Below are 19,919 nucleotides of genomic sequence, written 5' to 3'. Positions count from 1 at the left end.
TTTGTTATAGTGTCTTTTTTATTGATAAATAAGTTATGTGTCTATTTTAGCTAGATATTTTTTACGACTAAATTGTATTTGTTTTATCTTCTTTAATATTTCTTCATCTTTGATCTGTAAGAAAAAATTATTTAGGTTTATTTCTTGTGTATCCTTTATATCCGAATAACTATTTTCTCTTACAATCTTTAACATAGCCTTTACATTTATATCATTATGCAAATAATAAAGAATACTTCATAAATCCCATGTAACAACTTCTTCATCAGATAAATTTATTTTTACTTCTTTGAATGCTTCTTTATAGAAATTCAATTGCTTATAATCATATGTAATATGCTCAAAATTGCCTTCTATTAAATTTTTTAGTATTACATCTAAGTAAATAGAAACTAACTTTGCATTAGTTGTTATAAATCAAGTTTTATCAATCTGTTGCATTATATTAAGATAATAATTAAAATCTTTATTATTAATATTTTTTATCATATTAAAGATGCTATCCATTAAATAAAATTCACATGATATTCTATAAACATTTTTCTTCTGAATATAGTTTTTAAATAATATCTCTTTATTTATAGTTATTTTAATTTCATTTTGATTTAGTTGATAAATTATTTTTGGTTTTAATACATCATTTATGTTAATATCATTGACTTTTGAATCTGTTTTATAAAAAATTAAATTATTTTTATTTATTTGTATATTTAATATTTGTAATCCCGAAACTTCATCAGAAACCAAACCATATTTATTTAGTATTCTTGCAACTTTTAAAATTATTTTTTGTTTTTCATCAATTAATAATTTTTTAAAAGTCCCAAATTTTAATCTAAGAATCATATACACTTGCAATGCATAAGAAGCATACAGCCTTAGATTATGTCTATACATATAAATAAATAAAAATTTAGATAAAAATCTTGCTAATAAATATAGAAAAATTATTGAAATTCCTAACATAACTCAACCGACACCATAAAAAATATCTAAATATATAAATAATCCAACATTAACTAATGATGCTATATATAAAAGCGATAAGATTATCAAAATTATATAATAAAACATATAAGAGTGTACATCATACCTTATCTTAAATTTATAAAGTATTGTATTTTTATTAGAGGATGCTATGAATTTATTCATTTAGTTTCTGCTTCACTTCAATATCTATTTGCTAACACAGATAATCTATATGCTTCATTATGATATATTCAATAAGAAATTGAAATTTTATAAATTCAGTGGACCTCAGATGATTTATTATACAATTTCATTAATACATCAGAAATTAAATTCATTGATACTCTTTTTTGAAACATTTGATCAATGACTTCTGCATATGCTTTTACACTTTCGCTAGGTATTTTTATTTGTGAAATTTCTTTTATCACCTGTGACAATGCATAAGCGAATTTTACTGGTGCAGCTAATTGCGATGGCAAACTATCGGAAGCTTCTATAAATGCATCAAATGAATCGGAAGCTCTATTTAAATTTTCTGAAATAAATGCAGCAACCTTGCTTATAATATTTTGCATAAAATTTCTATATGAAATAACATTATAAACATATGAACGAAATGATGAATATAGACTCTTTCATTGATATTCGCTTATATAACTATTAATAATAAATTTATTTTTATATTCATTCGAAATATTATAAGTTATATTATAAAACCCTTGTAAATTTACTCAATCAATTGATCTTTCATTATTTGTATATCTTTTAGATTCTATAATTTCACGTACAGTTTTTAACGGGTTTGTCTGTTTTTGTTTAGCTATCTTAAAAAGACCTTCTAAGATGTCTTCTACATCTGAATCATTATATTGCTTTGCAAAATCTTTTTCTTTATTTTTTAATATTGCTTCAGTAATTCGTAATTTAATATTTTCTTCATCAGATGTTAGCATCTTTGCATTATTAATTTTTTCTTGTAATGGATAAACAATCATTTTCTCTCCTTTTTATATATATTTATTATATAAAAAATCTTTTAATATTTTGAAAATAAATTTAAAACAAATATTAAATCATTTTAATTATGAAAATAATATGAGAAACAAAAAAATGATTAATAAACAAAAATAAAAATTGTATTAAAATATATTCATGGATTTATCATTATTATTTCAATTACAAAAGAAACTGGATCAAAAAATAGAGCAAAAGCAGCAACTTAACCATCCTGAACTCACTAAATCAGATGTTTTAACCCAAAAAACCTTAGCTTTAATGATTGAAGCAGGTGAATTTGTAAACGAAGTACAAAGTTTCAAATATTGGAAAATTAACAAAAATGTTAATTTAAGAAATGTTACTGAAGAATTTGCGGACTTATTACACTTTTTAATCAACCTTGCTTATGCTTATGATGTAAATCCATTTATAAAACCGAGACAAATTTCAGATGATATCAATCAACAGTTTCAACAACTTTTTATAGGCATTGGTAAAATTATGCAAATGGCCAATAATGCTGATATACAGAGTTTGAAGACTCAAATCACAAAGGTTTTTGAAATTGCATTAGGGAGTTTTGTAATGCTTGGTTTTACATATGGACAAATGATTCAGGCATATTTTTATAAAAATCAGAAGAATTTTAAACGCTTATATAGCAATTATTAATTTAAATAATAATGATTATTACCAATATTTTTGGTAAAATATAAAATAATTAGGAGATATAATGAAAAAGATTTTAGTTATTAATGCAGGTAGTAGTTCAATTAAACTAAGCCTTTTTGATAAGGATACTTTAAAGTTAATCGCGAGTGGGCTTGCTGAACGAATCACCTTACCTAAAGGTAATATAACCATCAAATTTAATGGACAAAAACACGAAATAGATGTTGTGATGCCAAATCATGAAGTTGCAGTTGAAGAAGTATATAAATTAATGCAACAAATCAAATTAATTGAAGATAAAGCAGAAATTGAATTTATCGGATTTAGAGTAGTACATGGTGGAGATTATTTTGCTTCTACAACCAAAATTACACAAAAAGAAATTGATTTAATTTCAGAATGTGCAATTTATGCACCATTACATAATCCAGGTGCTGTGCAAGCGATGCAAGGTTTTAAGAAAGTTTTTCCAGATGCTAAATTAAGTGCAGATTTTGATACAGCATTTCACCAAAGTATTGAAAAAGTTAATTATACATATGCTATACCACATGATTTAGCAAGCAAATTTAATATCAAAAAATATGGTATGCATGGTATTTCACATCAATTTATTACTGAAAAACTTGCTGAAATTCTAGGACAAAAAACTGTTTCTTTTGTTAATTTACACCTTGGAAATGGAGCGAGTTTAGCTGCAGTTAAAGATTCGAAATCAATTGATACTTCAATGGGACTTACTCCATTAGCAGGAATTATGATGGGAACTCGTAGTGGTGATATCGATCCATCTATTCACCAATTTGTCCTTAAGCAAACTCAAATGGATATTAATGCATTCACTGATTTATTGAACAAAAAAAGTGGTTTATTAGGTGTATCAGGTGTTTCATCTGATATGCGCGATGTTCGTAATGCAGCAGATTCAAATCCACAAGCAAGATTTGCTCTTGATTTATATGCTCAAAAAATTGCGGATTACACTGCTATTTATGCAAATAAGATTGGTTATCACCTTGATGCACTAGTATTTACAGCAGGAGTTGGTGAAAACTCAGCAGCAACTCGACAAGATATAGTTGATAGACTTTTCTTTAAGAAGATTAAGTTAGATAAAACATTAAATGAAGGTTCAATCGGTGATTATCAATTAATTTCTACACCTGATTCAGAAGTTAAAGTTTATGTAATTAGAACAAACGAAGAATTGGTGATTGCACGTAATGCCAAAGCAATCTATAAAAATTAATTCAGCATTGTATGCTGGATCTTTTAACCCTATACACAAGGGACATTTGGATATAATTCGTAAAGCAGCAGATCTATTTGACCATATTTATGTTGTAGTAAGTCAAAACCCAGATAAACCTAGTAACGATTTTAAAACTAATACTGCTATTTTGAAAGAAAAAACTAAATTTCTTGATAATGTCAAGGTTTTAGAAAATCAAAATATGCTTACTGCTGAATTTGCAAAAAAACTTAATGTTAAATACTTGGTTCGCTCAGCACGTAATCAAACTGATTATGCATACGAAATTGATTTAGCTTCTGGAAACAAACTGCTTAATTCTCAATTAGAAACCATATTAATTATCCCTGATGAAGACTACCTACAATACTCATCTGCATTAGAAAGAGCAAAAAATGTTTAAATTTATCAAATCGGCTACTAATAAAAGCAACTGATATGAGCATTCAAATTATGAAATCGCATTCTGAGGACGCTCTAATGTTGGTAAAAGTAGTTTAATTAATGCACTAGTTAATAATAAAAAATTAGCAAGGGTTTCTAAAACACCAGGTCGAACACAACTACTTAACTTCTTTGAAAATAATAAAGGTGCAGTATTTGTTGATTTACCTGGTTATGGTTATGCAAAAGTTTCAAAAACTCAACAAATGCAAATGATGCAAATGATTGAAGATTATTTAATTAATCGTAAAAATTTAAGATGTGTATATTTATTAATCGACAGTCGTCACTCTATGACACAAAATGATAAAAATGTGGTAGAATTTTTATATTCAATTAACTTACCTTTTATACCTGTATATACCAAAGCAGATAAGCTGAATCAAAAGGGAAAAAGTAAGTTATTAAAGAACATCAAAAGTGAAATGCAGCAATATAATTTTAATAAATATTACATTGTTTCTTCAGAAAATAATTATGGGATTGATAATTTATTATTAAGTATTAATGAAACATTGGAGGTTTAATGAAAAAAGTTAAGATTCTACTTCTTTCTTGTTTAGGTGTTGCTTCAACCACTGCTTTTGTAGCAGGTATTACAGTTGCAAGTTTAAATAAAAATAAGGATACATCATCATCTGATGTTATTAAAGATGCAACAATTAGCAATAATGTTAAATATAAAAATTATGCAAGTTGAGATTTTGGATTTAAACCAGGTAAAGAATTACAAAAGAAAATGTCATCTGAATTAGCAAGCAAATATGCTACAAATCCTTTGTATCGTACAGGAACAACTGTGATAGATAACAATTACTGATCAGATCAATTACTACCTAAAACAACTTTAGATCAAAAACAACTTAATACATTAGATTTTTATGCATTAAACCATTCAAATGTTCCATTAAATGTTTTTTTAGACATCAAAAATACTAGTGATGGCAAAAGAGAATCAAACAGTGAAAGTGAAGGTTATAACTTAAATTTTTATTCCTTTGCAAATGACAAGGATGGAATTTTATATTTACAAATTACCTTTATCCCAAATGCTAAAAATAAAGATCCAAAAACATATAGAACACTTTATCAAATTAAAGGTTTTAAACAAATACAACTTACTGATATTGATCAACTGATGTATTTAACTCCATCCCTTAACAAAGATTCTGATATCTATAAAAACGCTAAAACTTCAGAAGATATAAAGCAAAAATACGAAGCAGACAAAGATGATTTAACCAAGAAAACTAATTTCATTAATTCGCTGCTTAATATAAATAAAAATAAACTTGAAATTGATTATCAAAAGACAACTCTAGATTTTGACAAGGATAAGTTAAATATTAAATTTATAACACATCCTATTATCAATTGAGCAAAAGTTAATAAATTAGATGATTCACAAGTTTATGATCAAATTTCTAAAGAAATTGATGTTCAAATTTCCCTTGAAAAATAAACCTTTATGAGGTTTATTTTTCATTATAAAAACTTTTTCATTTTTCATATCAAGACATTATATTGATGCTTATGTAATCATGAAAATCTTAAAAAAATCTACTTTTTACATAGATTTTAGATTAAATTTTATAAAATATTAATACACACATTTGAAAATTTAAAAAAGGAGTATATGAAATTCAAAAAATGATTCACTACTATGTTACTTTCAACTGTAACATTAACCACTGTTTCTTGTGGACAATTTAAAGAAAGTTTAAAAACTAACACCCCAAATGATCCTGAGGACCCGAATACAACAGATAATACAACCCCTGAACAACCTAACAAAGATTTACAAATGCAAAATTTTATCAACATAAATCTTAATAACATTAAAAGCAATTCATATAATAAATTAATGTCAAATGTTAGGAATTGACTAATCAATCAAGATCTTAGTGATGAAGAAGTTGTGTCAAAATCTAAATTACTAAATAACCTTGTCTTACAATTAAATGAATTCGATTCTAATAAACAAAATTACGAAGAATGAGCATCGCTATTGACAGAAACCAAATCATTTTTAAATAATGGTTTTAGTGATATTGATTTATTTTTGAATCAGTTAAAACAAAAAATTAATAACATCCAAAATATAGTTTTAGATGATAAAGGTCCTGAATATAGAAGTAATATTAAGGATATTTTTGAAAATAATTCATCTATGTTGAATCAAGTTAATCCAATTTTCGATAAACTTAAATTATTTTTGTTAAACAAAAATAATTATGTACCACATTTAAATTCAATAAACCATAATTTTTATGATAATCTACGATATATAACTCAATTATACAATCAAATAATTACACAAACATATGAAAACACTGCAAATGCTATATATTCTTTTGATAACGAACTTGAAAGCGAAATAAAGTCGCTAGATAAATATTTAAATCAAGGTGAATTTGAGAACTTTTTTGATCTAAAAACAACTGATAATTTATTGGAAAAAATCAAAAGTATCCGTAAATTACAAACAGGAAAAGTGGAGTTTTTCAGTTTACAAGAAAATTCATATAAATCCTACCTTCATAAGGTTAATGCATTGAATGATTCAGATGAAGTAATTAATTCTAGTGTTTTTGAATTCTTTTATAACAATAGATATACATTCTACATAAAATTTAGAAATGATCCAAATAATGAATTTTTAACTGAAGCAAAAACCCTTAATGATAAAATTAATTTTATAAAAACCATGCAAGATCAATATTTTAAAAATTCACAAAACACTTTGTTACAAAAAATCAACGATGACATCGATTTGTTCATAAGTTCTATACCTAGATACAATGAATTTGAAAAATTAGACAATGATTTAGATGCTCAAACTGATAAATTAAAAAAATATATAACAGATAAAGATTTGATTCCAAGTGAATTAAAAGACAGAATAAAAGAATTAAAAGAAAAAATTACAAATGATAAGTATATTGATGATTTTCAAAGAGATGAATTATTAAATGAGTTATCACAAGTGATAACACTGAATCAATTCACAAAAGTACGGAATAAAATAAAACAAAATGATAAAAACATAGAAGATGATAAAAAGGCATTACTAACACAAATATCAAAAATTCAAGCACCACAAGGTTTTTATAACTATAATGCTACTAAAATATATTTTTTATCGGATGGAACATCTTATAATAATTATAAAAATAATTTATGAAATTTTATAACATCATTTAATAGTGCAAAAGATGCATATCAAGCATATAAGAATAAACGAGATAAAAAACAAATAGATACCAATGCTTTATGGGATTTTTTACACTCAGATATTACTTTAAATGCTAATAAAATTTATAATTTTATAACAGATAAATTTCAGGATTTTGACTATACAAATATACAAGAATCTATTAATACCCTCAATAAATTTAAACAACTAATTGATCAAACTTTAAGGACAGCAGGTGTTTTTAATCAAAATGACTTTGATTCTAAATTAAATACACAAGCACAAGGAAACGATCATATAGAACTTTCTGATGATGCAAAAAGATATGAATTAAATAATTACCTATATTCAGCATCCATAAATAAAAATAATGCAAAATTTTATTTGAATAACTTTAACACAGAGTTTTTAGATTATCAACCAGTAAGTTTTGAACTTAAAAACAATGACAAGAATACTTTGATTATTCATTTAAAAGCATTCTTAAAAAATGATCCAAGTTTCTTTACAACCATTGATAAAGAAATAACATTTAGCAAAGATGTGAACCCGATTATTAATGAAATTACTTTAAATAATTTAGATCAATTCTACCAAGTTGATTATTTCAATCTTAAAAAACTTACACTTCAACAATGACAAAACTTATCATTGCAAGATAAAAAAAAGTATTTTAAACCGAAAACAAGTGGTGTTGGCAAATTCTTTAAATTTGATATTAGTCAATTTATAAAATACGAAAATTCTAAGTTATATTTTAAATTTGATGTACTTTTTGATAGACAAATTATCAAAACTTCAGAATTATCAACTGATTCTACAATTCTTTTTTCTCAAAATCCAAGTAATTCTGATGCAATAAATTTACAGGCTATGCTGGATTTATTAAACAAAAAAGATGGAAATGTAACTTTTTATAACTTGCTTAAAATAAAAGACGGAAGAAATTGAGGACACTCTCAGTATTTAGCATCAGAAGCTAAAAAAGCATTTGACGAATCATATGATTTACCAAAATTCGGTAGATACCAAATGATAGTAAAAAGTTCAAAGGTTAAAAACCTACGAAAAGGTGAAGCATTATTACAATTTTCTTATAGTATCGATGGTGTCGAAGCAAATGTATCAAACGAACAACTAAAAAATTGAGAAAGGGAATTTCCTTATTTCAAATTGCTTGATTTTGAAGATATTCTACCCAAATCAGGTAATAATATGACAGATTCAGATTTTACAGGATACACTTCAATTGATGCTAACCATCAAGCAATAATTGATAAGTTAAATGAAACTAATTTTAGCATTCGTAAAAATGATGGAAAACATACCAATGGTCCGAAATTTAATCTTTTTGATGCTAAGGATTTTATTGCTGCAAATGTTTTCAAAAAAGCTAATTATTTCATCAATATTTCAAATGGGGTAGATAACAAAGCAACTAACTTAGATGATCAACTTTATGTTCCTTATCAAACTAATATAAATCCAACTGATAATCCTGTCAATCCACTTGATAATGAGCAACGAAAAACATTAATATTAAACTACTTTATCTACTTTTACGATTTCAAATTAGAAGGAAAACGTGGTTTGAAATTTAAGCTCGGATTCATCAATAAATTTGATTCAAATAAAAGATATTCTAATTTTAAAGAATATCATCTTATTAATCTTGTTAACGATTATAAACAAGTTCATTATCCAAATATTATTTTAAACAACATCCAACATAGCAACTTACAAATAAACCAGAAAGAAATAGCTAAAAATTCAGCAAAATACTTTGCTAATCATCTTGATCAACTAAATGAATATATAAAAGTTACATCAAACAGAGATGATCATAACTTTTTATATAATAATTATCTTTTCCCAGAAAATCAATATAAAATTGTTGCTATCGGAGGATATAAAAATGATACTGCATATATAAAACTAGGTTATACCAATATCGATAATCAACTAGTTACAGCAAATGTATGATATAAAATAACAGGATTTAAAAATACATCGGATGTTGAATCGCTTGATAAATTAACTTTTGGTTCTGATAAATTACAAGAAATTTATCATCAACCAAACCAAATAGAAAGAACAAGAGTAATTGAGCCATATTGACAGGATGCGATTTGAAACTATGATGCTAACTCCAAAATTGCAGGCTGAATCTTAAAACGTAAATATCTAGAAAAAACCTTATTGAACCCTCAGAATAAAAATAATCAAGTTTTAACTCATATATATGGTGGTATTTTGGCCAAAAATACTTCTATAAGTGGTTTTGATATAAATTTTGATTTAAATAAATTAATCGATGCAAAACGATTAAATTTTAGATATGATTTTAATCATTCTGAATATACAGTAAAAATTAATGTTCAAGTGCATTGAGATGCAAAACAAGGTGTTATTTATCAAATTTGAACTGATAATAATACAGATATTGTAGTCGATCAAAACAGAGATATAAAATTTGATGAGAACAGTAATTTTAATCCGAAACAACCATTTATTATAAATAACTATGGAGCAAGAGTTAAAATCAAATATAAATCTGATTCAGCATCGGAAGACTTTGGACAAATAACAAATGAATTTGATTATACTAATACCGAGCTTTCTTCATACTCTACCCCATTAGTTATATATACTAAACCGCAATATCTATTTGATACAGATACATACAATCCCAACATCAATGTAGTATATAAGCTTCACGATGGATACAAAATGAATTTTGATTACATTAGAACCAAAAAATATATTAATGATCCTCTTATTAATAATACAATTTTTAGATCATTTTTATATACAGCAAACGGTGCTAAACATATCGGAAGTGCATCAATGTTAGCAAAAGTTAACGATGATCCTAATGATGGTAGATTTTACTTTGCCACCAACTGACATGTTGAAAGAGTAAATAATTTTGCTGAATTCAGTGGTGAAAACTTACCAAGACGAATTAACTCACCATATTTGATTATTCCAATATGACAACCTGTTCCAGGTTGACAAAACGGATACCGTTCTGGACAATTTGATAACTACTCAAATGTTACTGTTGGGTATCGATACTCAAGAAATACTCCAAATTACTCAGTAGGTAGTCAACCAATAGATTTTATTTGATCAGGTGTAAATCAGATCCAAAATGATGGAAAACAAAAACCTGGTGATTTCTTCGATGAATCAATTATGATTTTGGATATCAATCCTATTATTCAGCAAGCTCGCAGATTAGGACAAATTGATAAAGTGATTTTCTTTGAAAAATGATTCAAAATACCGAGTGCAAAATTTGATTTTAAATGACAATATACCACTGCTCCATATGATATGCAATTTGATACAGCGATGATGGGATGACCTGGACAAAAGGAATTTGGTTATTTAATGCATCGCATCACACGTTCAACAGATACTAACCAATTCGATGTAGCAATGCAAACTAATTTCTTGCCTTTACTTTCCGAATCAGGACACTCCGGTGCTGGAAACTACTTAGCAGGTGATATTATGATGGGATTGTTAAATGCTGGAGGTGGTTTTGATTTTACACGTCATCAATATTTGGATGCATATAATCTTAATTATATGGGTATTAACTGAAATAGGCAAAATCCACTTGCTCTACCTAACACACATTCATTTGCTTCACAGATATTTAGATTAAATTCTATTAATCCTGATAAGTATGCAATACCTTGATTTTTAAAGGAAATAAAATAATTGATATAATAAATTGTTATAACTCAAAGAATACCAAAAAAAGAACTAAATAAGTAAAAAACAGTTAGTTAAAAAATGTATAATAAAGTTATGAATGAATTAGAAATTTATATAACTAAAAAAGAAGAAGAAAATTTTGATAAATTTTTAGATAAATACCTAAGTTCATCTGTGTTTAAATTAAATGATGAATATTATTTTAGAAAAAAATATAAAGCAAAAGTAAATAAATGCTCAATATCTTATAATAAAATTGACTTCTCTGATACGAATGATTTTGAGTTACTTCATCAATTAATAACCGAGACGGTTATCAATACTTTCGAACTTCTTCAAAATAATTGATCTGAAGAAGTAGAAGATTTTAAATATATTAATGCAGATGATACACATATTTATTACTTACTACGTCATTGTGAATATGGTATAAATGATATATTTGACTTTTTTTCTAAATTATTTATTTCGTTATTAGAATGTCACAAACTTATTAACGGTAACAAAAGATTTGCATATTTCTTTTTGATAAACTTAGTCCGTTTTTGTGGTTTTTACTTCAAATTAAGCACATCAAAGAAAATTAATATCTATAAATTAAAAAATGAAAGAGTAGTTTATTGCTTCGTATATAAACTTCAAAACAGAAATTATAAAGATGTTATAAATGATTATAAGAATCTAAATAACAGTATAACAGATTTAACTGATGCAGATTATTTGAAAAAGTGCATTGAAGAAATACGATTGAAATATGAAAATTTACCAGTAAAAGAAAGATAAGAAAGGACAAAAACAGAAATACGTAATTGAATAAAGAAGAACATTGTAATTTCAAATAATACCGAGATTATTACAAAATAAATAAAATTAAGAATAATTCTGAAAATTAATGTAAATTAATGTAAAATATATATAAATTTTAAATGGAGAGATTTATGATTATAAATAAAGGTAAACTTACTATAGAAGATATTAAAAAAAGAGCAAAATACTTAAGAGATTATCCAACAGATCAATGACTTAAAGACATAGGACAATGAGAAGAAGTGGATAGAATAATGAAAATGCTCGCTAAAATGTAAACCTGTTCTGTGCATTGAACAGGTTTATTTTTAAACAAAATCTAAAATGTTTCACAGCATTTTAATTCAAAAACTAATCATGCAAAAAAATCAACTGATTAAACTGCATAATTTGCCCAAAGTCAAATAAACTATAAAATGATTAAAAAAACCCAGAAATAATAAGGTCTTTAGTCATTATTCTATATAATTATATTAATATCAGAAATTAAGGAGCAAAATGTCAAATAAATATTTTAAAACTTTAAGCAAACAAGAACTAGCAAATAAAATATGAAATGCAGCAAATGAATTAAGAAAAAACCTTGAAGCATATAAATACAAGGACTTTATCTTATCATTTTTATTTTACAGTTTCCTTTCACAAAAACAAATTGATTATATGTTAAATGATTTGGGTTTATCAATTGAAGAAATCTCAAAATTACAGTCAAATTATAACTTATTAGGATTACCTAAAAAGGAAACTGATGAAATCGAAACACAAATTGATGAAATTAAAAGATATTTAGGTTACTTTATTTTTTATAACGACTTATATCAAGTATGAACCACAAATAAATATGGTCAACAAATCGACTTTAGCATCAATAATATGGAAGATGCTTTCAATAGATTTAACAAAAATATTTATCAAGATTATAAATATCAAAATCTATTTAGAGATATTATCATTACAACACCTGAGGATTTAAATAATCTTGGAAGTAACAAACAAGAACAAACCAAAAATGCTAAAAAGTTAATGGAACAAATGAATGAAATCCCGGTAACAAAACAAAACTATGATGTTTTAGGTTATGTATATGAGTTTTTAATCGGTAAATTCGCTTCAACTGCCGGAAAGAAGGGGGGGGAGTTTTATACACCACATGAAGTTTCAATTTTAATGTCGGATATAATTTCATATAACTTTAAAGATCGCGACAGAATTAGTATATATGATCCTACATCTGGATCTGGTTCGCTGCTTTTAAACATCGGAGAAGCATTTAAAAAGTATGGTAAAGATGAAAATTCTGTAACATATTATGCTCAAGAAATTACCAAAGCGACTTTTAACCTAACTCGGATGAATTTAATAATGAAGAACATTAATTCAGCTGATATTAATGTTCGTAACGGTGATACACTCGAAGAAGATTGACCTACTATTGAAAATGGTGGGAATATTATTTCTGTAGATGCAGTTGTATCAAATCCGCCTTACTCACAACACTGGCGCCCAGAAGGAAAAGAAAACGATCCTCGTTATAACGAATACGGTTTAGCACCTAAATCTAAAGCAGATTATGCTTTCTTATTACACGAACTTTATCACCTTGCTACCAATGGGGTTATGGCTATCGTATTACCTCATGGAGTATTATTTAGAGGGGGTAGTGAAAAAGAAATCCGCAGAAAATTAATTGAAAATCAAAAAATTGAAACTATTATAGGGTTACCTGCTAACATCTTTTTTGGAACCGGTATTGCTACCATCATAATGATTTTAAAGAAAAACAAATCAGATTCAAACATCCAATTCATCGATGCGTCCAAATTATTTATCAAAGATGGTAAAAATAACAAACTTGAAAGCTCACATATTAAAAAGATTACCGATGCATATAAAGCCAAAACAGATATTGCTAACTTTTCAAGGGTTGTTTCTTTACAAGAAATCAAGGATAATGACTTTAATTTAAATATCTCAAGATATATAGATAACTTTGAAAAAGAAGATACCTACGATTTATATGCTTCAATGTTTGGTGGAATTCCATTAACAGAATTAAAACAACTAAATGATTATTGAAATACTTTTGATTCTCTCTTTAATCAATTAACTACCAAAGTAAATGATGCATATTATAACTTAATACCTAAGGAAAAGATTTCTGAAGCCACCAAAGATAATTTAGATGTTAAAAATTACCAAGCACACTTTAAGCAAATTGTTACTGATTTTAAAGATCTTACAAATTCATTTGCTACATCAGTAGATAACATCAAAAAAATCAAAGATATTGATTTAGATTATGCTATTTCAAATTATGTATTTGAAAAACTTAATGATATTCCATTATTAGACAAATATGAATTATTCCAAATCTTACTAGATTATGTACATAAAAATATCAAACCTACTATTGATATAATCAATGAATATGTTGATGCTGATTTTAAAGTCTTAATTGAAGAAACTACTGAGATTGAAACAACTAAGAATGAAAAGATTTCAAAATTAGAAAGTCATTTGATTAATATCGATGTTATTAGTGAAAATTATTTTGTCGACTTAAATAACAAAATAAAAGATCTAAATGAAGAAATTTCTAATTTAGATTCACAAATTTCTTCAATTTTAGAAACTATTGATGAAGAAGATAAAAACGATTCATTATTTGGTAAAACTGGTGATTTTAAATTCCCAGAAATTTCTAAATACCTTAAAAAAGCAGATAAAAATCAAGATGAAGAATCATTTGAATATAAATTATTTAAAGCAGATGATTTAAATAACCAAAAAGTTTCAATAAATAAACAACTTAAAGAACGACAACAACAACTTTTCTCTGCAGTTGCTAACTTCCTACAAAATATTAGTGAAGAACAATTTTTAGAACTTATTAAAATACAATGAAATAATAATTTTGAAGACATCATTTTTGAAAAACATAATGTAATTATCAATAACTTAATTTCTAAACTAGAAACACTTTCAGATAAATATTTTGATACTTTAAGTGATATTAATAACCAAATTGCTCAAAAAGAAAATGAACTTATTGAACTTCTTTCTGATCTTAAAGGTGAAGAATCAGATATGCAAGGTATTTCAGAATTAATTAAAATTCTAGGGAACAAATAATGTCAAAGAACATTCTTGTTCCTTCTTTACGATTCAAAGAATTTACTCACGCTTGAGAACAGGATCTTTTGGGAGAGTTAGGAAAATTTTATAGTGGTTTGAGTGGTAAAACAAAAGAAGATTTTGGAATTGGTAATGCAAAATATATAGATTATTTAAATATACTAAATAATACATTTATAAATTTGAATGAACTTAAATCAACAAAAGAAGATGAAAAACAAAATTTAGTAAAAAAAGGAGACATTTTTTTTACTATATCTTCTGAAACACCAGAAGAGGTTGCGATGTCTTCTGTTATATTAGAAAATGTTGAAAATACCTATCTAAATAGTTTTTCTACAGGATTTAGATTTAATGAAAATTTTAAAAATATAATAGAGTTTTTTGGTTTTTACTTTAGAAGTAAAAATTTCAGGGACAAAGTATTGTTACTTGCACAAGGTATTTCTAGATTTAATATAAGCAAAACGGGTTTAAAAAACTTACAATTGACATTTCCACCTTCTCTCCCTGAACAACAAAAAATCTCCCAACTTTTCACTTCTTTAGACTCCATCCTTTCACTTCATCAGCGTAAGTATAATTTTTTAATGAACATTAAGTCGACTTTGCTATCAAAAATGTTCCCTGATCAAAACTCAAAATTTCCCAATATTCGCTTCTCAGAATTTACTCACGCTTGAGAACAGGAGGTTCTGGAATCGCTCTTTGATTCATATGGTGGAACATCGCTTGAGGATTATTTTGATAATTTTTCTCCTTATAAAGTAATAAGTATAGGGAGTTTTGCAGAGAATTTTACTTATAGAGATCAAGGATTGAGAATCGATTTAAACGAAAAGAGTTCTAAATACATATTAAAAAAAGGTGATTTAGCGATGATAATGAATGATAAGACACCTGAAGGAAAAATTATAGGTTCATGCTTATTAATAGACAAAGACGATACCTTTATTTATAACCAAAGAACTCAAAAATTATCACCTAGAGATGATAAAATAAATAGTAGTTTTGCTTACATCCTACTGAACTACAAAAGAAATAGAAATAAAATCATAAGAGATTCACAAGGTAAAACGCAAATTTATATAAATTGGTCAAGTGTCAAAAATATTACACACAAAATCACTTCAAGCCTCCCTGAACAACAAAAAATCTCTCATCTTTTCACTTCCCTAGACTCCGTCCTTTCACTTCATCAGCGTCAGTTACAAATAATTAAAAACATTAAGAAAAAATTATTAGAAAGGATGTTTATATAATGGAAAAATTTAATAATGAACTTGAATTTGAAAAATCTTTAATACAAAAACTTAAGAACTACGGATGAAATAACGAAAAAATCCAAAACTCAAATATTAAGGATACCCTAGAAAATATTTCAACTAAAGACTTAGAAGAAAACTGAAGAAATATTTTATTCGAAATAAATAAAGCCACTCTTAAAAATGTTCCCTTAGATAATGATGAATTCGATGAATTAAAAAACATTATCTTTAAATCAAGTTATAAAATCAAAGACTTTTTTGCTTTTTTACAAGGTGAAACAGTATCAATAAAAAGAACCAATCCAGAACTTTCAGAAGAGGATAAAAAAGAATCAGTTAACCTTAAAATATTCAGTAATAAAGAAATAAGAGGTGGAGATACTATCTATCAAACTGCTAGACAAATTAATATCGAAGGTGTTAGAAAAAGAATTGATGTTTTATTATTAATAAACGGATTACCTTTATTTTGTCTTGAATTGAAGCAAATTGCATCAGGAATTCAAGATGCTAAACATCAACTTATTAATTACGGAAAAGCAGGAGTATTTAATACAGGTGTATTAAATTTTGTACAAGTTATTGTTGCAATGACTGAAAATAATATGGAGTATGCAGCAAGAGTTGATGATTTTTATGAATTCGATATTAATTCATTTAGATATTGAAAAAATCATAACAACCAAATTGTTCATCAACTAGATGAAATAATTAGTTTGTTCTTTAAAATACCAGAAGCACATAATCTTATTTCAAATGGAACAATTATTAAAGATAACAAGTTGTTTATAACTCGTAATTACCAATTTTATGCTATTCGTTCTATTTTGGACCAAATTGAAAAAATTAAGTCAATAAAAGATAATAAATGTGGATTTATTTGACACACAACCGGATCAGGAAAAACTTTAACCAGTTTTCAAACAGCAAGAGTGTTATTGAAGCGAAAAATTGTTTCAACTGTTATTTTTGTAGTTGATCGGATGGATTTACACAAACAGAGTTTCGATGAATTCTGAAAATTCAAAAAAAGCGACGAAGATAAAATCGAAGTAAAAAAGGCACTTAGCATTTTAGACTTAGAACGAAAGCTTAAGAAGATTTCGCAAAAAAGTAATATGTTCGCTACTATTATTATTACATCAATTCAAAAACTCTCAAAAATTACAAAAAACTATTTTTCAGATAAAGATAAAATTGCTTTAATCTTCGATGAAGCACATCGCAGTGTTTATGGAGAAATGATTGCAAAAATACAAGAAGTATTTACCAATGGAATCTTTATCGGTTTTACTGGAACACCGATTCAAGATGTAAATCAAAAAAATGATTTAACAACTGAACAGGTTTTTGGTAAACAACTACATCAATATACCATCAAAGATGGATTAGAAGATGGAAATGTATTAAGATTTTACAATCACTATATCGATTTTAAACAAAAATACTTACCTATGTTTTTCTATAACTGTGTTGTAGCTAATAAAAATAATCCAAATAAAAAATTCTCTGCTAATGAAATAGAATTATTAATTGAAAATAAAGAAATATCTGCAAAGGATGTGAAGATTTGAAATTTAATCAAACATAAAGGTAATCTGCAAAATAAAGATGATACCCTAACAATTGAAGAATGATTAAAAGATAAAGGTTACTATGATAACAAATATTTTAAAATGTTAGTTGCTCATGATATACTAAAAAATTGAAACAGTACTAGTGGTAATCGTAAATACTCTGCTATTTTAGCTACCAAAAGCATTAAGGATGCTATTGAGTATTTTAAAATTTTTCAAAAACTCAAGAAAAAATATGATAACTATGTTGAGAAATTTAAGGTAACGGCTCTTTTTGATCCCAATCTTGACTCCTCTGAACAAGTATATGGACAAAATAATAACGAAATAATTAAAAAGTTCGCTATCAAATTTATCCAGGAACCTAAAAACTATATATATGAATTTAAAGAACTTATCAATGCCGTTGCTAAAACAAAATATACAGATAAAGAATTAGAAAAGATGAATGATGAGTTAAATTCAAAATACCAAGAAAACAATTGAAATGATCCTAAAGATATATCAGACTATATTAAAAACAAACTCAACTTTAATTCCGACAAAGAAAAAGCTTTGAATGAAATTTATCAAAAGTTTGAACAAGATTATAAAAATAACAATCTTGTTCAAACCAGCAATTTAAAAGATAATTTTAAAATAGTTGTTTCTGATATTTTCAAAAAAAGAGATCCGAATAAAAAGGTGGTTTTGGATTTATTAATTGTAGTAAACCAAATGCTTACTGGTTATGATTCAAAATACATTAATACTGTTTTCTTTGATAAAATCCAAGAAAACGAACAACTTATTCAATCTATGTCACGGACAAACCGCTTAGATAATAATGATAAACCATTTGGTTCTATATACTTCTACCGTCAACCTGAAATAATGAAAATTAATTTAGAAAATGCTCTTAAAATATATTCAGGTGTAAAAGAAGAAGATATAAGTTATGATAAAGAGGATGTTTTATTAGAAGCAGTTAAAAAAGATTATGCACATATTTTTGGTATTTTTTCACAATGAAATGAACCTACCTTTGCACAAGTTCCGTTTTTTGATTTAAAAAATCCTGATGAAACTTTAAGAACTCAATTAAGAAGTTTTATCAAACATTATGCACAAATGCGAAAAAACATTACTGCATTATCAATTTTAAGAGTCGATGTTTATGATAAGCTAAAAGGTATAATCAATAAAAATAATATCGATAAATTATCATTGAGATTTAAAGAAATTGATCGTAGTGTGCTAAAAAGCACATCAATAAACAAAAATGAACCAGAAGATTTAACATTAAACGAATCCGATATAGAATGAGCATCAAATGCTAATGTATATGAGCAAATTATAGATTGAAAGTATTTTGATAAATACTTCCTTAATCATAATTACAAAAAACAAAATGAATATGATAAATATCTAAAAAACGAAGAATCCAAATTTAACGAAACACTGGCATATCTTGATCCAGAAACAAAAGGGATAATCTTAAAAATTAAAAACATGTTTGATAGTGGACTTCTTAATACAGAGATAATTAAACTGCAAGGAACAGAAGGTCTTGCTAATTCAATTAAAAGCAAAGAAATTAGAGACAAAAAACAAGCATTCAAGGATACTTATCATATATCAAAAGATACTAAAATTGAAACTACCTTTGATGAATTATGAGATCTAGAAGAATCTAGATGAAGCGAAAATGGTAGATTGGGTAAAATCTACGAACATATCAAAAAAATAGACTCTCCAGAATTTGAAAAATATATAAAAAACAAGCAAGGAAACTTTAGGGTATACAATATACAAGCACAGTTCCGTGAAGATTTAAAGAACAAGAAAATTGGTTAAAACACCCGAGAGGGTGTTTTTTGTATGTTGCT

The 19,919-nt window shown here is 26.1% G+C and carries 13 protein-coding genes; 11 read left to right on the top strand and 2 right to left on the bottom strand.

What is annotated here, in order from left to right:
* Positions 1-33 precede the first annotated feature (33 nt).
* Positions 34-1,152 (bottom strand): hypothetical protein, encoded by a 1,119-nt coding sequence (locus tag ACXYRR_RS00625; RefSeq protein ID WP_458597287.1) that lies wholly within the window; start codon positions 1,150-1,152, stop codon positions 34-36.
* Entirely contained in the window at positions 1,137-1,967 is an 831-nt protein-coding gene (locus ACXYRR_RS00620; protein ID WP_458597286.1) for a hypothetical protein, read from the bottom strand. The genes ACXYRR_RS00625 and ACXYRR_RS00620 overlap by 16 nt, the downstream gene beginning before the upstream one ends.
* A 157-nt stretch (positions 1,968-2,124) precedes the next feature.
* Here ACXYRR_RS00620 and ACXYRR_RS00615 point away from each other — a divergent pair, with 157 nt between their 5' ends.
* The 11 genes from ACXYRR_RS00615 to ACXYRR_RS00565 all read left to right on the top strand — a co-directional run bounded on the left by ACXYRR_RS00615 (position 2,125) and on the right by ACXYRR_RS00565 (position 19,887).
* Positions 2,125-2,643: a dUTP diphosphatase gene (locus tag ACXYRR_RS00615; protein ID WP_435130350.1), complete on the top strand. Its 519-nt coding sequence runs from the start codon at positions 2,125-2,127 to the stop codon at positions 2,641-2,643.
* A 61-nt stretch (positions 2,644-2,704) separates the two neighbouring features.
* Positions 2,705-3,892, top strand: coding sequence for an acetate/propionate family kinase (locus ACXYRR_RS00610; RefSeq protein ID WP_458597285.1), 1,188 nt, complete (start codon positions 2,705-2,707; stop codon positions 3,890-3,892).
* Positions 3,867-4,298 (top strand): pantetheine-phosphate adenylyltransferase, encoded by a 432-nt coding sequence (coaD, locus tag ACXYRR_RS00605; protein ID WP_458597284.1) that lies wholly within the window; start codon positions 3,867-3,869, stop codon positions 4,296-4,298. Before ACXYRR_RS00610 ends, coaD begins: the two co-directional genes overlap by 26 nt.
* On the top strand, positions 4,291-4,866 hold the full coding sequence (gene yihA, locus ACXYRR_RS00600; protein WP_458597283.1) for a ribosome biogenesis GTP-binding protein YihA/YsxC: 576 nt from the start codon (positions 4,291-4,293) through the stop codon (positions 4,864-4,866). Before coaD ends, yihA begins: the two co-directional genes overlap by 8 nt.
* A complete protein-coding gene (locus ACXYRR_RS00595; RefSeq protein WP_458597282.1) occupies positions 4,866-5,801 on the top strand; it encodes an MAG1430 family protein in 936 nt (311 codons plus the stop codon). The genes yihA and ACXYRR_RS00595 overlap by 1 nt, the downstream gene beginning before the upstream one ends.
* A gap of 174 nt (positions 5,802-5,975) precedes the next feature.
* Positions 5,976-11,267 (top strand): MGA_1079 family surface serine endopeptidase, encoded by a 5,292-nt coding sequence (locus ACXYRR_RS00590; protein ID WP_458597281.1) that lies wholly within the window; start codon positions 5,976-5,978, stop codon positions 11,265-11,267.
* A 90-nt stretch (positions 11,268-11,357) separates the two neighbouring features.
* Positions 11,358-12,047, top strand: a complete 690-nt coding sequence (locus ACXYRR_RS00585) for a hypothetical protein (protein WP_458597280.1) — start codon at positions 11,358-11,360, stop codon at positions 12,045-12,047.
* Positions 12,048-12,190: 143 nt separating this feature from the next.
* Positions 12,191-12,349 (top strand): hypothetical protein, encoded by a 159-nt coding sequence (locus ACXYRR_RS00580; protein ID WP_435130333.1) that lies wholly within the window; start codon positions 12,191-12,193, stop codon positions 12,347-12,349.
* Between the two features lie 220 nt (positions 12,350-12,569).
* Positions 12,570-15,203, top strand: coding sequence for a type I restriction-modification system subunit M (locus ACXYRR_RS00575; RefSeq protein WP_458597279.1), 2,634 nt, complete (start codon positions 12,570-12,572; stop codon positions 15,201-15,203).
* Positions 15,203-16,468, top strand: a complete 1,266-nt coding sequence (locus ACXYRR_RS00570) for a restriction endonuclease subunit S (protein WP_458597278.1) — start codon at positions 15,203-15,205, stop codon at positions 16,466-16,468. The genes ACXYRR_RS00575 and ACXYRR_RS00570 overlap by 1 nt, the downstream gene beginning before the upstream one ends.
* Complete coding sequence (locus ACXYRR_RS00565) at positions 16,468-19,887, top strand: DEAD/DEAH box helicase family protein (RefSeq protein ID WP_458597277.1); 3,420 nt, start codon at positions 16,468-16,470, stop codon at positions 19,885-19,887. The genes ACXYRR_RS00570 and ACXYRR_RS00565 overlap by 1 nt, the downstream gene beginning before the upstream one ends.
* Positions 19,888-19,919: the final 32 nt, after the last annotated feature.

The sequence above is a fragment of the Mycoplasma sp. 246B genome (assembly GCF_054353935.1).
This window is presented reverse-complemented; position numbering and strand designations above follow the sequence as displayed.